The sequence below is a fragment of the Sphingomonadaceae bacterium OTU29LAMAA1 genome (assembly GCA_024072375.1).
Classification (GTDB): domain Bacteria; phylum Pseudomonadota; class Alphaproteobacteria; order Sphingomonadales; family Sphingomonadaceae; genus Sphingomonas.
Genome location: CP099617.1, coordinates 474,244 through 489,170 on the forward strand (window position 1 = coordinate 474,244; position 14,927 = coordinate 489,170).

Annotated in this window: 18 protein-coding genes; 5 read left to right on the top strand and 13 right to left on the bottom strand. The window is 63.7% G+C overall.

Features of this window, described 5'->3' with window-relative positions:
• Window positions 1–34: 34 nt before the first annotated feature.
• Window positions 35–637 carry a DUF308 domain-containing protein gene (locus NF699_02570; protein ID USU05604.1) on the bottom strand — a complete coding sequence of 201 codons (603 nt, stop codon included), beginning with the start codon at window positions 635–637 and terminating at the stop codon, window positions 35–37.
• A 178-nt stretch (window positions 638–815) separates the two neighbouring features.
• Between NF699_02570 and NF699_02575 the strand changes: the two genes are divergently transcribed.
• Window positions 816–1,394 carry a TetR/AcrR family transcriptional regulator gene (locus tag NF699_02575; GenBank protein USU05605.1) on the top strand — a complete coding sequence of 193 codons (579 nt, stop codon included), beginning with the start codon at window positions 816–818 and terminating at the stop codon, window positions 1,392–1,394.
• A gap of 62 nt (window positions 1,395–1,456) precedes the next feature.
• Here NF699_02575 and NF699_02580 read toward each other — a convergent pair whose 3' ends face one another.
• From NF699_02580 to NF699_02600, 5 genes are all read right to left on the bottom strand, one after another.
• Window positions 1,457–2,269 (bottom strand): NAD(P)-binding domain-containing protein, encoded by an 813-nt coding sequence (locus tag NF699_02580; GenBank protein USU05606.1) that lies wholly within the window; start codon window positions 2,267–2,269, stop codon window positions 1,457–1,459.
• 76 nt (window positions 2,270–2,345) lie between these two features.
• The gene (locus tag NF699_02585; protein ID USU05607.1) at window positions 2,346–2,765 is read right to left on the bottom strand and encodes a nuclear transport factor 2 family protein; all 420 of its coding nucleotides are present in this window, start codon (window positions 2,763–2,765) and stop codon (window positions 2,346–2,348) included.
• A gap of 178 nt (window positions 2,766–2,943) precedes the next feature.
• Window positions 2,944–3,717 (bottom strand): molybdopterin-binding protein, encoded by a 774-nt coding sequence (locus tag NF699_02590; protein ID USU05608.1) that lies wholly within the window; start codon window positions 3,715–3,717, stop codon window positions 2,944–2,946.
• The gene (locus NF699_02595) at window positions 3,714–4,496 is read right to left on the bottom strand and encodes a cytochrome b/b6 domain-containing protein (protein ID USU05609.1); all 783 of its coding nucleotides are present in this window, start codon (window positions 4,494–4,496) and stop codon (window positions 3,714–3,716) included. The genes NF699_02590 and NF699_02595 overlap by 4 nt, the downstream gene beginning before the upstream one ends.
• 136 nt (window positions 4,497–4,632) lie before the next feature.
• Window positions 4,633–5,250, bottom strand: coding sequence for a hypothetical protein (locus NF699_02600; GenBank protein USU05610.1), 618 nt, complete (start codon window positions 5,248–5,250; stop codon window positions 4,633–4,635).
• 205 nt (window positions 5,251–5,455) lie between these two features.
• Here NF699_02600 and NF699_02605 point away from each other — a divergent pair, with 205 nt between their 5' ends.
• The gene (locus NF699_02605) at window positions 5,456–6,184 is read left to right on the top strand and encodes an aspartate/glutamate racemase family protein (protein USU05611.1); all 729 of its coding nucleotides are present in this window, start codon (window positions 5,456–5,458) and stop codon (window positions 6,182–6,184) included.
• Complete coding sequence (locus NF699_02610; protein USU05612.1) at window positions 6,181–7,815, top strand: alpha/beta hydrolase; 1,635 nt, start codon at window positions 6,181–6,183, stop codon at window positions 7,813–7,815. Before NF699_02605 ends, NF699_02610 begins: the two co-directional genes overlap by 4 nt.
• A 5-nt stretch (window positions 7,816–7,820) precedes the next feature.
• On the opposite strand, the gene NF699_02615 is transcribed toward NF699_02610, so the two are convergent.
• The 5 genes from NF699_02615 to NF699_02635 all read right to left on the bottom strand — a co-directional run bounded on the left by NF699_02615 (window position 7,821) and on the right by NF699_02635 (window position 11,500).
• Complete coding sequence (locus NF699_02615; protein USU05613.1) at window positions 7,821–8,222, bottom strand: RidA family protein; 402 nt, start codon at window positions 8,220–8,222, stop codon at window positions 7,821–7,823.
• A gap of 110 nt (window positions 8,223–8,332) precedes the next feature.
• Complete coding sequence (locus NF699_02620; GenBank protein USU05614.1) at window positions 8,333–8,863, bottom strand: VOC family protein; 531 nt, start codon at window positions 8,861–8,863, stop codon at window positions 8,333–8,335.
• 18 nt (window positions 8,864–8,881) lie between these two features.
• The gene (locus NF699_02625) at window positions 8,882–9,730 is read right to left on the bottom strand and encodes an alpha/beta hydrolase (protein ID USU05615.1); all 849 of its coding nucleotides are present in this window, start codon (window positions 9,728–9,730) and stop codon (window positions 8,882–8,884) included.
• 49 nt (window positions 9,731–9,779) lie between these two features.
• Window positions 9,780–10,604 (bottom strand): oxidoreductase, encoded by an 825-nt coding sequence (locus tag NF699_02630; GenBank protein ID USU05616.1) that lies wholly within the window; start codon window positions 10,602–10,604, stop codon window positions 9,780–9,782.
• A complete protein-coding gene (locus tag NF699_02635; protein USU05617.1) occupies window positions 10,601–11,500 on the bottom strand; it encodes an NAD(P)-dependent oxidoreductase in 900 nt (299 codons plus the stop codon). Before NF699_02635 ends, NF699_02630 begins: the two co-directional genes overlap by 4 nt.
• A gap of 95 nt (window positions 11,501–11,595) precedes the next feature.
• On the opposite strand from NF699_02635, the gene NF699_02640 reads away from it, so the two are divergent.
• Window positions 11,596–12,498, top strand: a complete 903-nt coding sequence (locus NF699_02640) for a LysR family transcriptional regulator (protein USU05618.1) — start codon at window positions 11,596–11,598, stop codon at window positions 12,496–12,498.
• Between the two features lie 266 nt (window positions 12,499–12,764).
• On the opposite strand, the gene NF699_02645 is transcribed toward NF699_02640, so the two are convergent.
• Both NF699_02645 and NF699_02650 read right to left on the bottom strand, forming a co-directional pair.
• The gene (locus tag NF699_02645; protein ID USU05619.1) at window positions 12,765–12,887 is read right to left on the bottom strand and encodes an SDR family oxidoreductase; all 123 of its coding nucleotides are present in this window, start codon (window positions 12,885–12,887) and stop codon (window positions 12,765–12,767) included.
• 120 nt (window positions 12,888–13,007) lie between these two features.
• A complete protein-coding gene (locus tag NF699_02650) occupies window positions 13,008–13,619 on the bottom strand; it encodes a TetR/AcrR family transcriptional regulator (protein ID USU05620.1) in 612 nt (203 codons plus the stop codon).
• Window positions 13,620–13,724: 105 nt separating this feature from the next.
• Between NF699_02650 and NF699_02655 the strand changes: the two genes are divergently transcribed.
• Entirely contained in the window at window positions 13,725–14,927 is a 1,203-nt protein-coding gene (locus NF699_02655) for an MFS transporter (protein USU05621.1), read from the top strand.

Here is a 14,927-nt window from a genome sequence, read left to right on the forward strand (position 1 = left end):
CCTATGGCGAGCGGGTTGAAGGGCGGTCCCAGCGTCAGGCGGCAGCGCTACGCGCACCGCGGCGGGCGTCGCTCACCGTCAGCCACACCGCCGAAACGAGGAAGTAGAAGGCGCCGAACGCCGCATATGGTGCAATGTTGGCGATACCGACGGGCTCGGCGCCGGCCGCCATCTTCAGCATGAAGCCACCGGCCAGGATCGACTGCGCGCCGCTAAGCCCCATGGCCCATTGCGCGCCCGTCGTTCTCCAGCGGCCGATTGCGGTCGCAAGCTGAAACAGCCCGGCGAAGGCGGCCCAAACGCCAAACACCTTGAGGACCGCGGCGTTGCTCTGGCCAAGTGCGACGACGACGGCAATCGTGGTGACGATGCTGACAATGAAGTTCAAAAGCTGGCTCTTGTTGCGCCCAATGCCTCCGCTGCGGCTCGCATCAACGTAGTTCGCGATTGCGTCCCATGCCGGATACGCCACGAGCATGACGGCAGCGAGCGGTGGCGTGTTCTTGGCCACGGCAAACGCCGCGACGACCCACACGGCGGAAAAAGCGAAGCGTGTGTAGTAGTAGCCCTTGAGCCATTGGCTCGTAGAGGGCTGCCTGAACATGGTGGACCGGTGATCGACAGTTTGGATTGACATGGCATTTCTCCGTGACTTTCACCCTACTAGTAGGTAGGCTGATGGGAGTCAACAGGTCTGTGCCGTGCGGATTTCCGAACAATTTGCCTTTTTTTTTGAGAAAAAGGCAGCGTTGCTCCGCGTGCGATAGGCACTTCTCGATGAACAACCTATATCCTCCCTATTAGGAGGTAGGCAGATGACGGCGTTAAGTGGTACGGCGGAAAAGCTGGTCGTTGGCGCCAAGCAGCTGATCATGCTGGGTGGCTATAACGGGTTCAGCTATGCCGATCTTGCGGAGCGCTACAGCATCCGAAAGCCCAGCATCCATCATCATTTCCCCTCCAAGGTCGATCTGGTCGTCGCCGTAGTCGAGCGGGGACGTGCGGCGATCCGTACGCAGATCGCCGCTGCTCGGGAGACGACGCCTGTCGCGATGGATCAGCTGCGCATGTACATTGAATATTGGGAGCGCTGCATCGTGGACCAGAGCGCTCCGTTCTGTCTGGCGGGTGTATTGGCGGCGGAGTTGCCTAGCCTGCCGCAGCAGATCGCCGTGTCGGTACGCGGGCATTTCACCGACTTGGCGGAGTGGCTGGAGGATGTGCTGGTGCTTGGCGTGGAGCAGGGTTCTATGCGGCTAGAGCAGTCGCCGCGGGCGGAGACCGAGAACTTCATGGCGGCGGTCTACGGCGCGATGCTTGTCGCCCGGGCGTTCGATGATCCGACGCGCTTCGCCGCCATTGTCGAGTCGCTGATCGAGCGCGTACGGGTCTAAGGTTTCAAATACGCGGACGTCCCGCCGCTCGACAGCGGCGGGACGTCCGCGATGGAACGAACCTACCGGGAAGGTCGCATCATCACCGATGCGAGGCGTAGCACCGCCAGCCAGTTCGCAGGTTTACTGCGGTCCAAACCAGCCATGAACCGAGCGCCACTAAGTAGTGTGGTCTTTGGGAAGTGCGGCGGTAGTCTGGACATCAGCTTCATCGCCACGTCCCGCTTTGGCTTCACGCTGTCCGCTCTAGCGCGCGCTAACAAGGCGGCGAGTTGATCGCGTGTCCCGTCCGTGCAGTATGCCCGCTGTCCGATCTGCTGGCGCCAGGAGTTCGCCAGTGATCCGGCATCCAGGGCGTCGAAACCCAGTTCCTCGACGAGCTTCATGACGGCGGCACGGGTCTGCGGGTCGTCACCGGCGACGGGCAGTGCGATTCTGTTGAGCGCTCCGGCGGGCCGACCACCATGCTCCAGGCTGAGGTCGGAGATGCTGTTGAACGCCTTGACGACCGGGAGACCCAGCTGCTGCGCCACCCAGACGGACTCCGGCATGCCCTCATCGATCTGCAGGATCGGGCCGTCGCGAAGCGGGATGTAATTGCCGGCATCCACAATGGTTTGGCCGTGTCTCCACGAAGCGACCAGATCCTTCGGTAGACGCGGTATCGCACCTAACGGGATGGCGAGGATCAGCAGCCGCGCCTCGGCTGCCAATTCGCTGATCTCCACGGCCTTCGCGCCGCTCGCAACGGCGAAGTCACGCAAGCTACTCGGCCCTCGCGAGTTGGCGACTGACACCTCGTAGCCGAGTGCGGTCAAGCGCCTGGCGAGGACGCCGCCAAGTTGACCCGCTCCGACGATTCCGATCGAGCTCATCGGTATCCTTCCATGATTATTGCAAACGCCAGCCGTGTCATCGGACGGTTCTTCGAAACCTCAGATCCTGACATGGTCAGCGGCTTGCCAGGCTCATAAACCACGCGGGTATCTCGTTGTAGCAGTGGAAGGAGACCACCTTCTCGTCGCGAAGGTGAAAGACGTCGCAGCACGGTATGTCGAAGGTCTCGCCCGTCGGAGGCACCACCCCCTTCGCGGTGCGGAGGTCGCCGAGATGGGTGCCTTGCAGCCGAAGCTCGACGATCACGGCATCGCCGACCTCATAGAACGATAGCAGTTCGCGGTGCATGTCGGGAAAGGCGCTCGCGATGCCCTGGATGGGCTGACGAACCTGGTCGCCCGTCCATCGCATGCCGGAGCCCTGATCGAGGAAATAGCCATCGTCATGGAACAGGGTGGCGAACCTGTCCGCGTTGAGGGACGTGCCCTCGGCTGCGGCATAGACTTCACGAATGATCTGCTCGTTTGTCGTCATGTCGTCTTCCTTCTCGTTCGGAACTGCTGCTTCGTTAGGACGTGGAAATCAGGGGTGGGGGAGCCGAAGGGTGGCGGCGGGTCGCTGCGACGGCTTGCAGTGGTTCGTGGCCGTCGTCTGGGGGCAGCACTGATCCTTGACCGTGCCGGCGGCCGCCCGTGTTCCCGTCGTCTCGCCGCTATATCCCCGCATACCATTCGTAGCCGCGGTCTTCCCAATAGCCGCCCTTCCCACCGCCGAGATGGGCGAAACTGTCGACCAGTTCGATCCGCCGAATGTATTTGGTCTGCTTGTAGCCGAGCTGACGTTCGACCCGAAGGCGGAGCGGAGCCCCGTGTCCGACCTCCAGCGGGTGCCCGTTCATACCGTAGGCGAGGATTGTCTGCGGGTGGAAGGCGTCGATCAGGTCGATGCTGCCATAGTAGCGCCCGCTGCCGTCGAAGGTCTGCTCGAGCTCGTCGTAGCAGTGGAACACCGCGAAGCGCGCGTTGGTTCTGAGCCCGGCTGCGCGCAAGACCAGCCCGAGCGGCACGCCCGTCCATTGAGCGATGCCGCTCCATCCTTCCACGCAATCGTGACGGGTGATCTGGGTGCGCGCGGGCAACCGCCGCAGCTCGTCCATCGACAGCGCTATCGGACGATGGACGAGACCGTCGACCTTCAGCCGCCAGCCGGCGAAGCCGTTCTCCTGCAGTTCCGCATACTCCTCGCCGTCCGGCTGCGATGTGCCGTTGACCCGGAACACCGGCGACAGATCGGCGACACCGTATTCGCGCGCGAGCGAGCCGCCGATCGCCAGTCGCTGCGCACGCCGGGTCAGACCTTCCGCCTTGGCAAGGACGTCATTCACCGAGGCGTTGCCGGCGAGGCCGTCGCAGCCCGTCAGCGCCGCGGCGCTGAGGCCCATCAGCCCGCCGGTCAGCAGCCGGCGACGAGAAAGGTCACTGGTCATTCGGTGTCTCCCAGCTTGATGACGTATCGACCCGTGATCATCGAGCGCATGTTGTTGATGGGCCCCGACAGCACGACCATGAGCACGTGGACGATCACGAACAGGACCAGCAGCGACGCGGTCGCAAAATGGAGGGTGCGCGCGGACGCGCGGCCGCCGAAGAGGTCGAGCAGGAACGGTGCGGCAGCGTCGAACCCCGGCGACATGGTTAGTCCGGTGAGCAGCATGGTCGGCAGGAGTCCGACTATGACCGCGAGATAGGTGAGCTTCTGAAGAGCGTTGTAGCGGCGCGCCGCCTCGCCTTTGGGAAAGCGTAGACGGGCATGGTCGAGCATCTCGTGCCAGAGATGGCGCGGCCGCACCTCACTGCGGGAGGGCAGCAGGTCGCGTCGGAAGTGGCCGAGCGCCAGCGCAGTGCCGAGGTAGACGAGACCGTTGGCCACGAACAGCCAGGCGAAGAAGAAGTGCCAGCGCCGCCCGGTGGCGAGGTCCTGACCGGAGGGCAGGGTGATCCAGGACGGGAAGCCGCGCGTGACCGGCTCGCCATCCTGGCGAGACACGCCGAGAACGCCGGTCGTATCCATACGGCGTCGGCCCAGGTGGAGCACGCCGCGCGGATGGTCGCCATCCCCGGAGGCATCTATCCGGGCGACGTAGGGGTCGGCATCGGCGCCGATTTGGCCCCAGTGCAGCGACGGATAGGCGTTCAGGATCTGCAGTCCGCTGAACAGCAGCACCGTCAGGCAGAGGACGTTGATCCAGTGGGTGACGCGCGTCACTACGCCATGACGGTGGGTGAGCACTCGACGCGGGGAAGCGTCGCCTGGTGCGGCAGGTTCTTGGTCGGACATCGCGGGCCCTTAAAAAAACAGGGGATGGGGCGCCGGCGAGGGGGGAGGCGCCGGCGCCGTCACCTCACATCGGCGGAACGACGCCGTTCTTGCCGACGACGACCTGATGCGCGACGAGCTTGCCGCCTGCGCTCTCCGCCCCGATGAACACCTTGGCGCCAGGCTTCAGGTCGGCCGGCGTGGCGCTGGCGAACGAGACCACGGGCGCGGACGGCGGGATGGTGATCGTCTTTTGACCGCCGTTGTAGGAGAGGTTGACCGTCTGGCCGTTCACGCCCTTCACTTTGCTGGTGACGGAGGCGTTGGTCATCGAGCTCTGCGGCTTGAGATCCCAGCCGTAGCTGCCCTCGCCGAGGCCCTTCAGCGCCGGCGGGAAGATCAGGACCTCCAGCGCCCGGTCGCCCTTGGCGTTCTTCATGGAAGCGATGCCGACGAAATCGCCCGGCTTGATCGCCGCGACCGACGAACGGGCGAGGCTGCTGATCTTCCAGCCGTCCGCCAGCGCGACGTCGACGACCTTGCCCTCGCGCGACCTGACCTTGAGGGAGGTGGCCGTCGCGCTGATCACGCTGCCGCGGACGTTCGCTCGGCCGGAGTTCTGAGCTGCGAGATTCGTGCCGGAAACGGCAAAGAGCGCGGTGACGGCCGAGATGACGGCACGCACCAGATGGTTTTTCGACATGGGGATATCCTTTTGGGACTTGCGGTGACGGGCCTACCCCGCACACCAACCCATGTTGCCTACCTACTAGACGGTAGATGGTCAAGTGTCTATTGAGCTTTGGCAACCCTCGCCGCGAGGAGGCAGCGGCATGGATCACCCGGTTTTATTGGAGCTGGTCCAGTCCATGCTATCTGGCCTCGAGAGCAGAAAACGGAGAACGACCATGCGTATGATCGGTCTGATCGGCGGAATGAGCTGGGAAAGCTCGGCGGAGTACTATCGCATCATCAACCAGGAGGCGCGCAAACGTCTGGGGTCGACTGCCTCGGCGCGTTGTCTGCTTTGGTCGTTCGACTTTGCCGAAATCGAGGCACTGCAGCATGCGGGCGAGTGGAGTATCTTGGCTGAACGACTTGCAGATGCGGCGCAGCGGCTGGAGGCGGCCGGAGCTGACCTGCTGGTGATCTGCACCAACACCATGCACCGAATGGCGGACGAGGTGCAGCGCGAAATCAGTATACCGCTGCTCCACATCGCCGATCCCACGGCGGAACGACTCGTCGAAAGCGGGTTTCGCAAAGTGGGCCTGCTCGGGACGGCGTTCACGATGGAGCAGGACTTCTACAAGGGCCGGCTGCGCGAACGATACGGTCTCGATGTCGTGATCCCGAACGCTGAGGACCGGGCGACCGTTCATCGGATCATCTATGAAGAGTTGGTCGCAGGACGTATCGAATCCTCCTCGCGTGACGCCTATCGGGCGGTGATCGCTCGCCTGGTCGACGACGGAGCCCAGGCGGTGATCCTCGGCTGTACCGAGATCATGCTGCTGATCGGTTCGGAGGACAGCCCGGTGCCGGTCTTTGACACGACCGCGCTGCACGCGGCCGCGGCGCTCGACTACGCACTGGCCGACATCCATCGGGCATCGACAGAGGCAACAGACCGATGACTGAATTCCAACATCGCCATCGAGCCGCGACCGACGCGGTGCGTGCCACCCTTATGCTTGGCGCAGCCTGGCTTCTGCTCGGCGCTGCCGAGCCGGCAGCCAGCATCGTCGTCACCTTACCGGCCGCATCCGCAGCAAAGGCGAGCGACCGGTTGCTGATCTTCGCGGAGCCCGCGACGGCCGAGAACGAGCATACGGAATCCGTCGATCTGGGGCGTAACGCCAAGTCGGTGTCGGTCACCGGGGTGGATGTGCGGGATGTCGGCACCAAGCGTTCGGTCGCCGTCGACACCAGCGCCCTCGGCTACCCCGAGAGCTTCGCGGCCCTTCCGGCGGGCACCTATCGCGTTCAGGCGGTGTTCGATCGCAACGGTGACTACAACTATTCCGGTCGCGGAGCGGGCGATCTTGTTTCCAAGGTGGTCACCATCACTTTCCCGCTCGCTACACCGCCCATCATCCCGCTCGATCACGTTGTGCCGCCTCAGCCGGATCAGTTCGACACCGCCGGGCTTCCGCCGGTAGCGGCGGAGCAGATTGCAGCGTCGCGCCCACATCTGCACGAGGAGCGCATCGCCTCGCCATCGCTGACACGTTTCAAAGGAAAGGCGCAGGCCATACGCGCCTGGGTGCTGACGCCGCCAGGCTACGATCCGCAGGCGCGGGTGACCTATCCGACAATATACACCGCCGGTGGCTTCGGCGCGACGCACCGGTCGGACGGGCAGCAGTTGTCCAAGCAGTGGCATCTGATGGAAACCGGCGCGCTCCCGCCGATGATCTGGGTCGCGCTCGACTTCTCCTCGCCGAGCGGGACGAGCGAGTTCGCGGACAGCGCGAACAACGGGCCGTGGGGCGAGGCGCTGGTCGGCGAGGTGATACCCGCGCTGGAGGCTAGGTACCGCATGGATGCCCGGCCGTCCGGACGCTTCCTCACGGGACACAGCTCTGGCGGATGGTTCGCACTTTGGACGATCGTTCGTCATCCGGAGCTGTTCGGTGGCAGTTGGGCGACGTCGCCCGATCCGGTCGACTTCCACGACTTCCTCGGTGTCGATCTCTACGCCCCAGCTTCGAATCTGTATCGATCCGTCAACGGCACGCCGCGTCCGCTAGAGCGCGATCACGGCAAGGTCATCGGCACGATCGAGGAGGCTGCAAGGCTCGAGCGTGTGCTCGGTCATGACGGAGGGCAGCTCCGTTCCTTCGAGTGGACCTTCTCGCCACGCGGTCGCGACGGCAAGCCGACGGTGTTGTTCGACCGGAATACGGGAGCGATCGATCCCGCGGTCGCTGCCTATTGGCGCGATCGATATGACATCGCGCACCGGATCGAGGCGGAGTGGCCGCGACTGGCGCGAGCTCTCGACGGCAAGGTACACGTGGTCGTCGGCGCCGAGGACTCCTACTATCTGGATGGTCCGGTGCACCGGCTCGATGCGGCGTTCCGCAAGGTCGGCGGCAAGGCCGAGTTCCGTTACGTGCCCGGCGCGACCCACGCCGTCTCCATGGTCTATGCCAAGGACGGTGATCGCAATGCACTGTGGAAGGACATGACGAGCAAAATGTATGCCGTGGCGCGGCCTGGAGCGAAGGTCGCGATCAACTCCGCATCGGCTCCCGTCAAATGATGCTGCTATCCAGATACGGGATTCATCGCAATACACTTGATTTCGACAAGAAGCCCGTCCACGGCGAGGTCGGAAACCCCAATGCATGTCCAAGCGCACCTTCCGCGAGGAAAGCGAAGGTCTTTGACCTTTCGGAAAAGATCGATGTTCTGCGCTAGGTCGACGTGGAATGTTGTCATTTCGACCACGTCGTCGAACGTACAGCCGGCCGCCGCCAATACGAGATCCACGTTATCCCAGCACGCGTGAAATTGCTGCTCCGGGTCCGTGATGACGGACAGGTTGCTATCTCGACCTACCTGTCCGGCACAGAAGACGAAGCCGGCCGCTTGTACGGCTGGAACGTAGCCGGCGCGGTCTACGATGTTCTGCATCGATGGCGGGATGATGCTGATCCGATCGGTCATAGAAGTCTCATCATCGCTAACGCGCGCATAATGGCGATGCGCCGACACATTGTTGAAGCCACAGTACAGATGCGACGGTGTTTGGCGATAGCTGCCGTGGCCGGCACTGCTTAGTCTTCATCCTGCCACCTGCGCAGCGCAGTCTGATCGTGGTAGGCCATGCGCGTCGGCGTCGTGAAGAACTCAATCGTCGTACCCCACGGCATACGGCAGTAGCAGACCTTGTTTCCCTCGCCCTTCTCGGTCGCGTAGGGGATTTCCCGCGGCGCCGTAAGCGGGGTTCCGCCCGCCTTCTCGAAGCGCTTCACCGATGCGTCGATGTCGTCGGTGTAGATTCCGAAGTGCGTGATGCCGAAGTCGCTCGCCCGGACTGGCTGCGCCTGTTCGGGGCCATGCATCTCGAACAGCTCGATGTCCGGACCGGTGCCGATCTTGACCATGGCCTGGCCGCGGACCACAGTTCCGGGGAAAGCGCCAACGGCCCGCTCGAACTCGGCCCCCTGTCGCGGGGCATCCTGCGGGCCGAACGACTGGTAGATGACCTGGCCGCCGAACGCCTCAACGAGAAACGATTTCGCCGCTTCGATGTCCGGCACCACGATGCCGATGTGGTTGACGCCGCGGATTGCGGGTGTGGTCATAACGATTTCCCTTCTGCTTCAGTGTGATTTTACGAAGTCGATCAGCGCTGCGGCGACTTCATCTGGGCGTTCGTCCGCGACGTAATGACTGCAGAGCGGGAGCGATCCGCCGGTCACGTTTGCGGCGAACTCCTGCAGCATTGGCACCATTTGCGCCCCGAACCGCTGATCTCCGCCCAGACCGAGGACCGGGATTGCCAGCGGCTGCTTCTTGTATGTCAAAGCGGCCGCATGGTCGTCCCTGAGGGTGCGATACCATTCCATGCCGCCGCGCGTGCGGCCGGGCAGCGACATCGCCCTGGCGTAGATCTCGATGTTTGCCGGATCGAAGGAACTGTGATCGTGGAAGCGCTCTGCCATGAAGGTCGAGATGTAGTCGTATTCCCGACCGTGGATCAGGCGCTCGGGCAGGTCGCGGTTCATGTGGAAGCCGAAGTGCCAGAGCCTAGCGGTCGTCGCCTCCCATTCACTCCAACCGGGCAGCGGAACGTCGAGGACCGCGAGGTGGGTTACAGCCTCCCGGAAAAGGGCGGCTTGCGGCAGGGCGACCATTCCGCCGATGTCGTGGCCGCACACTGCATAACGCTCATGCCCGAGCGCACGCATGACCTCGTGCGCGTCGCGTGCCATTGTCGCCTTGTCGTAGCCGCCCTGCGGACAGTCGGAGAAGCCGGCGCCGCGCAGGTCGATCGCGACGACGCTGAACTGCTCTGCCAGCAGCGGCATGACGCCGTGCCATTCCCACCAGGTTTCCGGCCAGCCGTGAAGCAGGAGGATCGGCGGCCCCGACCCCCCCGAGACGGCGTTGATCCTGATGCCGTTCACCGGCACCAGCTGCTGGGTAAAACCGTTCAATGCTGCGATCATGAGCGCACTCCCGCGATCGTTGAGTTGGAGGTGGATCAGGCGCGTAGGATCATGACGGGTTGAAGTCCGTCGCGATCGAGACGGCGCGCCAAGCGTCGATGTCGTGGCGGAAGGCGGCCAATTTGCGCTCCGCGATGTCGTGCGCGACCGGGCCGAGCGGAAGGTGGAGCGGGCTGTTCTCGTCGTCCACCGCGCGCAGGATCACGGCGACTGCCTTGTCGGGGTCGCCGGCCTGCTTGCCGTCCGAACGTTCACGGTAGGGCTTGCGCGAGGTGGGGGCGTATTCGGGCATCTCGTTCGCAGCCATGATGATCGAACGGCCAAGGAAGTCGGTGCGGAACGGGCCCGGCTCGACGATCACCACGCGGATGCCGAACGGCGCCAGCTCGCCCGCGAGCGCCTCTGAAAGGCCTTCGACTGCGAATTTTGCTGCGTTGTAGTATCCGCCACCCGCTCCACCCGCGATGCCGGCGCCTGACGACATGTTGACGATGACGCCGCCATTCCTGCGCAGGATCGGCAGCGCGGCTCTGGTCGTTTCGATTAGGCCGAATACGTTGACCTCGAACATCGGACGGTATTCCCCGGGCGCCCCCTCCTCGATCGCACCGAACAGCCCGTAGCCCGCATTGTTGACTAGCACGTCCAGCCCGCCAAACGCCTCTTCGGCGCTCGCCACCGCCGCCCTAGCGGTTGACGTGTCCGTCACGTCGAGTGGCACAGTGATCATGCGACCGCCGAAAGGGGCAGCCAGCGCCTCTATGTCGGCGACGTTCCGTGCGGTCGCGACGACCTGATCGCCGCGCTGCGCTGCAGCTAGTGCAAGACGCTGGCCGAAGCCGCTCGAACACCCCGTGATCAGCCAGGTCCTCATGATGTCTTCTCCGTTTGATTGTGTGCCGCCGCGGTGCTGTCGGTTGCGCGGACGGTGGCATCGGCCATAATCGACCAGTCCTTGTCGCCGAGCCCCAGCGACACGGCCCGATCCAAGCGTTCGCGCACGGTATCGAGCAGAGGCAGGGGACGACCGAGATCTTTGCCCGCCTCGGTCGCGAGGCGCATGTCCTTGAGCGCGAGCCTGGCTTTGAAGCCCGGCTCGAAGGACTGCTCGGTGATCTGCGCGCTGTAGCTCTCGTAGGCGCGACCGGCGAACAGCGTGGCGAGGATGAGCTCGAAGAAGTCGGCGCGGTCGAGCCCAACGCCTTCGGTCAGCTCGACCCCCTCGGCCAGCGCCTCGATCGCCATGCCGATCATCATGTTGCACGCGAGCTTGGCCACGTTCGCCCGGGCGGGATCGTCTCCCAACTTCCAGACCTTCTCGGCCAGCTGCGCCAGGATCGGTTCCACGGTCTCGACGGCATGCGACTTGCCGGCCGCGAGGATGTTGAGCTGGCCGCTCGCGGCGACGGTTGGGCGACCGAGAACCGGGGCGGAGACATAGCCTAGGCCTGCTTCCTCGTGCAGCGTCGCGAGTTCGCGTCCGAACGCCACCGAAATCGTCGACGCGACGACGTGGACCAGCCCGGGTCGCGCGCTGGCAAGAAGGCCGCCGTCGAGGATGACCTCGCGGATCGCGGCATCGTCGGACAGCATGGTCAAGACCACGTCCGCCTGGAACGCGTCTGCGGCCAAAGCGACGAGCGTTGCGCCGGGAACGGCGTCGCTTGCGAGTTCGCTGCGGTTCCAGGCCCGGACCTGATGGCCGACCTTCACGAGGTTCAGGGCCATGGCGGTGCCCATGCTTCCGAGACCGATGAGGCCTACCTCCATCTGACTGACTCCTTCTGCTTGGATGCCGAGAACGGTTTCCGCGTAACGACAATTTAGGCGGTTGAATTTGATCAATAACTGCCACTATCGCACCTTTGCTGTTCAGTTTTGTGGGTGCTGAGTTGTGCGATATGGAATGGAGTGACGTCAGGATCTTTCTCGCCATCGCCCGGACGGGCACGCTCGGTGGCGCGGCGCGTGCGCTCGGGAGCAGCCATCCCACTGTCGGACGCAGGCTCCGTGCGTTCGAGCAGGCGATCGGTCACACGCTTTTCCAGCGGACCGCGGATGGCTTTGTACTGACGGAGGAAGGTGACGGGATCGTCGCGCTGGCCGAGCAGATGGAGGAGGGCGCACTTACCATGCAGCGCCGCCTTGATGGTCGAGAGCAGACTCTCAAAGGCAGCTTGCGGATCGCCTCGGCCGACTGGTTCGGCGCCTATTTCCTGCCGCCGATCATCGCCGACTATACCAAGACCTATCCGGAGGTCGACGTCGAGGTTCTGACCGGGACCCGGCTGTTCAATCTCGCTCAGCGCGAGGCCGACGTGGCCTTCAGGATCGTGCCGTTCGACACCGCTGATCTCGTGCAGCGCCGGTTGTTTCGGCTCGATTACGGCGTCTACGTCGCCGATGGAGCGCCGGAGCCGCGGTTTGGCGATGGAGCGGGATTTCGGCTGATCACGCACGATACCTCGACGGGCCAGTTCCCCGATATAGCCTGGCTGATCGAAAGCTTTCCAAATGCACGGCTCATCCTACGATCCAACAACCGCAACGTGCAGGGTAGGATGTGCCGCGAGGGTGTCGGCATCGCGGTGCTTCCTCAGGTTGTGGGCAGCCGGATTCCCGGCATCCGCAAGCTCGATCTCCCGGATGAACCGCCGTCGCGCGAGATCTGGATGGGATATCACCGCGACCTGCGGCGCCTCCAGCGCCTGCGGGCGTTCATTTCCACCGTGTCAGATCATCTCGCGCAAGGTGTCGTAGCGCCGTGAGTTCGTCCGACGGCTACGACTGACCGCAAACGGGATCGGGCGAGTGATTATCTGCGCATGCTTCGAGCCGGCGAGCATCGCTGTAGCCGTAATTTGTGCTCTCCGAGCGGCCAATCGTCAGAACCGGCATGACGGGCTATCGCAGGAAGGCGGCAGGCGCCTTCCTGCGATAGCCCAGGGATCGGAGGGCTGATCCGGCCGCCTCTGCCCGCCCGGGGATGTCGAGGATCGGCGCGCAGGAAAGGAGCTTCCAAGCCGATCCGCCTTCAGGCCCCCATCGCACCGTCGATCGTGTGCATGGCCCCGCTGACGAACGCCGTTTCAGGACTGGCGAGCCAAGCCACCATCGCGGCAACCTCCTCGGGGCGACCATGACGCTTCACCGCCATGAAGGCCTCTGTGCATTATTCGGACACAGATTAACGGTAGCGCGTCACCAGCCAATCCCGGAGTTGTCGTCTCCGCGATTGGCTGATTTGATCTTACTGGGATGCCGTAGTGCAAGCTCGTTAAGCTCGCAGAATGTTCGCATCCCAAGCGCTCAGAGCCTGTGTGACACCGGCATCGAGGTCTTTGGTCGAAACGCCATCTCGGGCCTGAATGGACAAACCGACCAAAAGCCCTTCGAACAAGGTGGCCAATCCGGCCGAGTTTGTCTCACGACGCAGCGTACCATCCGCAATCGCAGTATCGACACAGGCTAGGATCGCCTTGCGGTTCGCCTCTCGCTCGGCGCTCGTCAGTGCCTGAACCGACGCTCCACCTTCGGAGCAGATGATACTCGAAAGCGCGACCATGCAGCCGGTCGGATGCGTAGGATCGGTCTGCATCTCCGCCGAGCGGCGCAACGCTTGCTCGATCCGCTGACGTGGGGTCAGGCTTTGATCGCGTAATGCCAACATGACCGTGCCATGTGTGGCGAGATAATTGTCTAGTGCAGTGCGATACAAAGCCTCCTTGGAGCCGAACGCGGCATAGAAGCTCGCCGACGAGATACCGCCCATCGACCGGCGAAGCTGCTCCAGCGACACGCCTTCGAAGCCATGCTCCCAAAACAGGTGCATTGCCTGGGTAACCGCTTCGTCACGATCAAAGCCGCGCGGGCGTCCGGTACGGGCCATATCAAGCTCCTTTGCTAATTCTGAATTAGTTGATCCACAAGTCATTGACAACCAGTTCGGGCGCGCCCTACTTATGGACTGTTCAATCCATAAGTAGGGCGCGTAATGACAGATCCAATACCCGCGCGCGAGGAAGGCGAGCGCGACCAGCTGCCGATCTCTGCGCTTTTGGCACTCGCCATGACTGGCTTCACCGCCATCCTGACGGAAACCCTACCGGCTGGCTTGTTGCCGCGTATCTCGGAGGGGCTCGGCGTTTCCGAAGCTCTGGCTGGGCAGACCGTCACCGCCTATGCGGCGGGATCGCTCATCGCCGCGATACCGTTGACCGCCTGGACGCAAGGCTGGCGGCGCAAGCCGACACTGTTGGCGGCGATCATCGGCTTCCTCATCTTCAACACCATCACCGCCATGTCCGGCAATTACTGGCTGACGCTGGTCGTGCGTTTCCTTGCCGGCGTAGCGGCCGGCCTCGCCTGGGGCATCCTGGCCGGCTATGCGCGCCGGATGGTGGTGGGCCGGCTCAAGGGCAAGGCGCTGGCGATCGCCATGGTCGGGACGCCGATCGCACTGTCGCTCGGCGTACCGGCGGGGGCCTTTCTCGGTGCGACTGTGGGCTGGCGTGCGGCGTTCTTTGCAACGTCGGGAACGACTGTCCTGCTGATTGGCTGGGTGCTGTGGGCGGTGCCCGACTTCGCAGGCCAGTCGGCGCACCGGCGGCTGTCGATCAGCGCCGTCTTCGCTACACCCGGCATTCGTCCGATCCTCGCAACAATCTTCGCCTGGATGACCGCACACAATATCCTCTACACCTATGTCGCGCCATTTTCCGTCCTGTCGGGCCTCCATGGACGGGTTGATCTGCTGCTGCTTACGTTCGGCGGTGCGGCACTTGCCGGTATCTGGGTGACGGGGCTGCTGGTCGATCACATGTTGCGCCGCCTGGTGCTGGTCAGCTTGATTGCTTTCGCAGGCGTAGCGCTGGCCTTCGCCCTCTTCGCTACGGTTCCCGCGGTGGTGATCGCCGGTATTCTCGTGTGGGGCCTGTCGTTCGGGGGCGCTGCGACGCAACTTCAGACGGCGTCGGCTGATGCGGCTGGCGATGGCGTCGATTTGGCCAACGCCATGATTACCACGGTCTGGAACAGCGCGATCGCCGCGGGCGGGATCGTTGGCGGCCTTCTTCTCAATCAATCGGGTGCGGGCGCATTCTCGTGGGCAGTGCTCGTACTCTCGTTGATCGCCCTCTGCATCGCTTTCGGCGCACGCCGGCACGGCTTCACGCCCGGCCCCCGCGTGCACGCCTGA

Excerpts from the sequence above, each read along its gene's own strand:
- NF699_02570 (USU05604.1), bottom strand. The coding sequence starts at position 637 with ATGTCAATCCAAACTGTCGATCACCGGTCCACCATGTTCAGGCAGCCC.
- NF699_02575 (USU05605.1), top strand. The coding sequence starts at position 816 with ATGACGGCGTTAAGTGGTACGGCGGAAAAGCTGGTCGTTGGCGCCAAG.
- NF699_02580 (USU05606.1), bottom strand. The coding sequence starts at position 2,269 with ATGAGCTCGATCGGAATCGTCGGAGCGGGTCAACTTGGCGGCGTCCTC.
- NF699_02585 (USU05607.1), bottom strand. The coding sequence starts at position 2,765 with ATGACGACAAACGAGCAGATCATTCGTGAAGTCTATGCCGCAGCCGAG.
- NF699_02590 (USU05608.1), bottom strand. The coding sequence starts at position 3,717 with ATGACCAGTGACCTTTCTCGTCGCCGGCTGCTGACCGGCGGGCTGATG.
- NF699_02600 (USU05610.1), bottom strand. The coding sequence starts at position 5,250 with ATGTCGAAAAACCATCTGGTGCGTGCCGTCATCTCGGCCGTCACCGCG.
- NF699_02605 (USU05611.1), top strand. The coding sequence starts at position 5,456 with ATGCGTATGATCGGTCTGATCGGCGGAATGAGCTGGGAAAGCTCGGCG.
- NF699_02610 (USU05612.1), top strand. The coding sequence starts at position 6,181 with ATGACTGAATTCCAACATCGCCATCGAGCCGCGACCGACGCGGTGCGT.
- NF699_02615 (USU05613.1), bottom strand. The coding sequence starts at position 8,222 with ATGACCGATCGGATCAGCATCATCCCGCCATCGATGCAGAACATCGTA.
- NF699_02620 (USU05614.1), bottom strand. The coding sequence starts at position 8,863 with ATGACCACACCCGCAATCCGCGGCGTCAACCACATCGGCATCGTGGTG.
- NF699_02625 (USU05615.1), bottom strand. The coding sequence starts at position 9,730 with ATGATCGCAGCATTGAACGGTTTTACCCAGCAGCTGGTGCCGGTGAAC.
- NF699_02630 (USU05616.1), bottom strand. The coding sequence starts at position 10,604 with ATGAGGACCTGGCTGATCACGGGGTGTTCGAGCGGCTTCGGCCAGCGT.
- NF699_02635 (USU05617.1), bottom strand. The coding sequence starts at position 11,500 with ATGGAGGTAGGCCTCATCGGTCTCGGAAGCATGGGCACCGCCATGGCC.
- NF699_02645 (USU05619.1), bottom strand. The coding sequence starts at position 12,887 with ATGGCGGTGAAGCGTCATGGTCGCCCCGAGGAGGTTGCCGCGATGGTG.
- NF699_02650 (USU05620.1), bottom strand. The coding sequence starts at position 13,619 with ATGGCCCGTACCGGACGCCCGCGCGGCTTTGATCGTGACGAAGCGGTT.
- NF699_02655 (USU05621.1), top strand. The coding sequence starts at position 13,725 with ATGACAGATCCAATACCCGCGCGCGAGGAAGGCGAGCGCGACCAGCTG.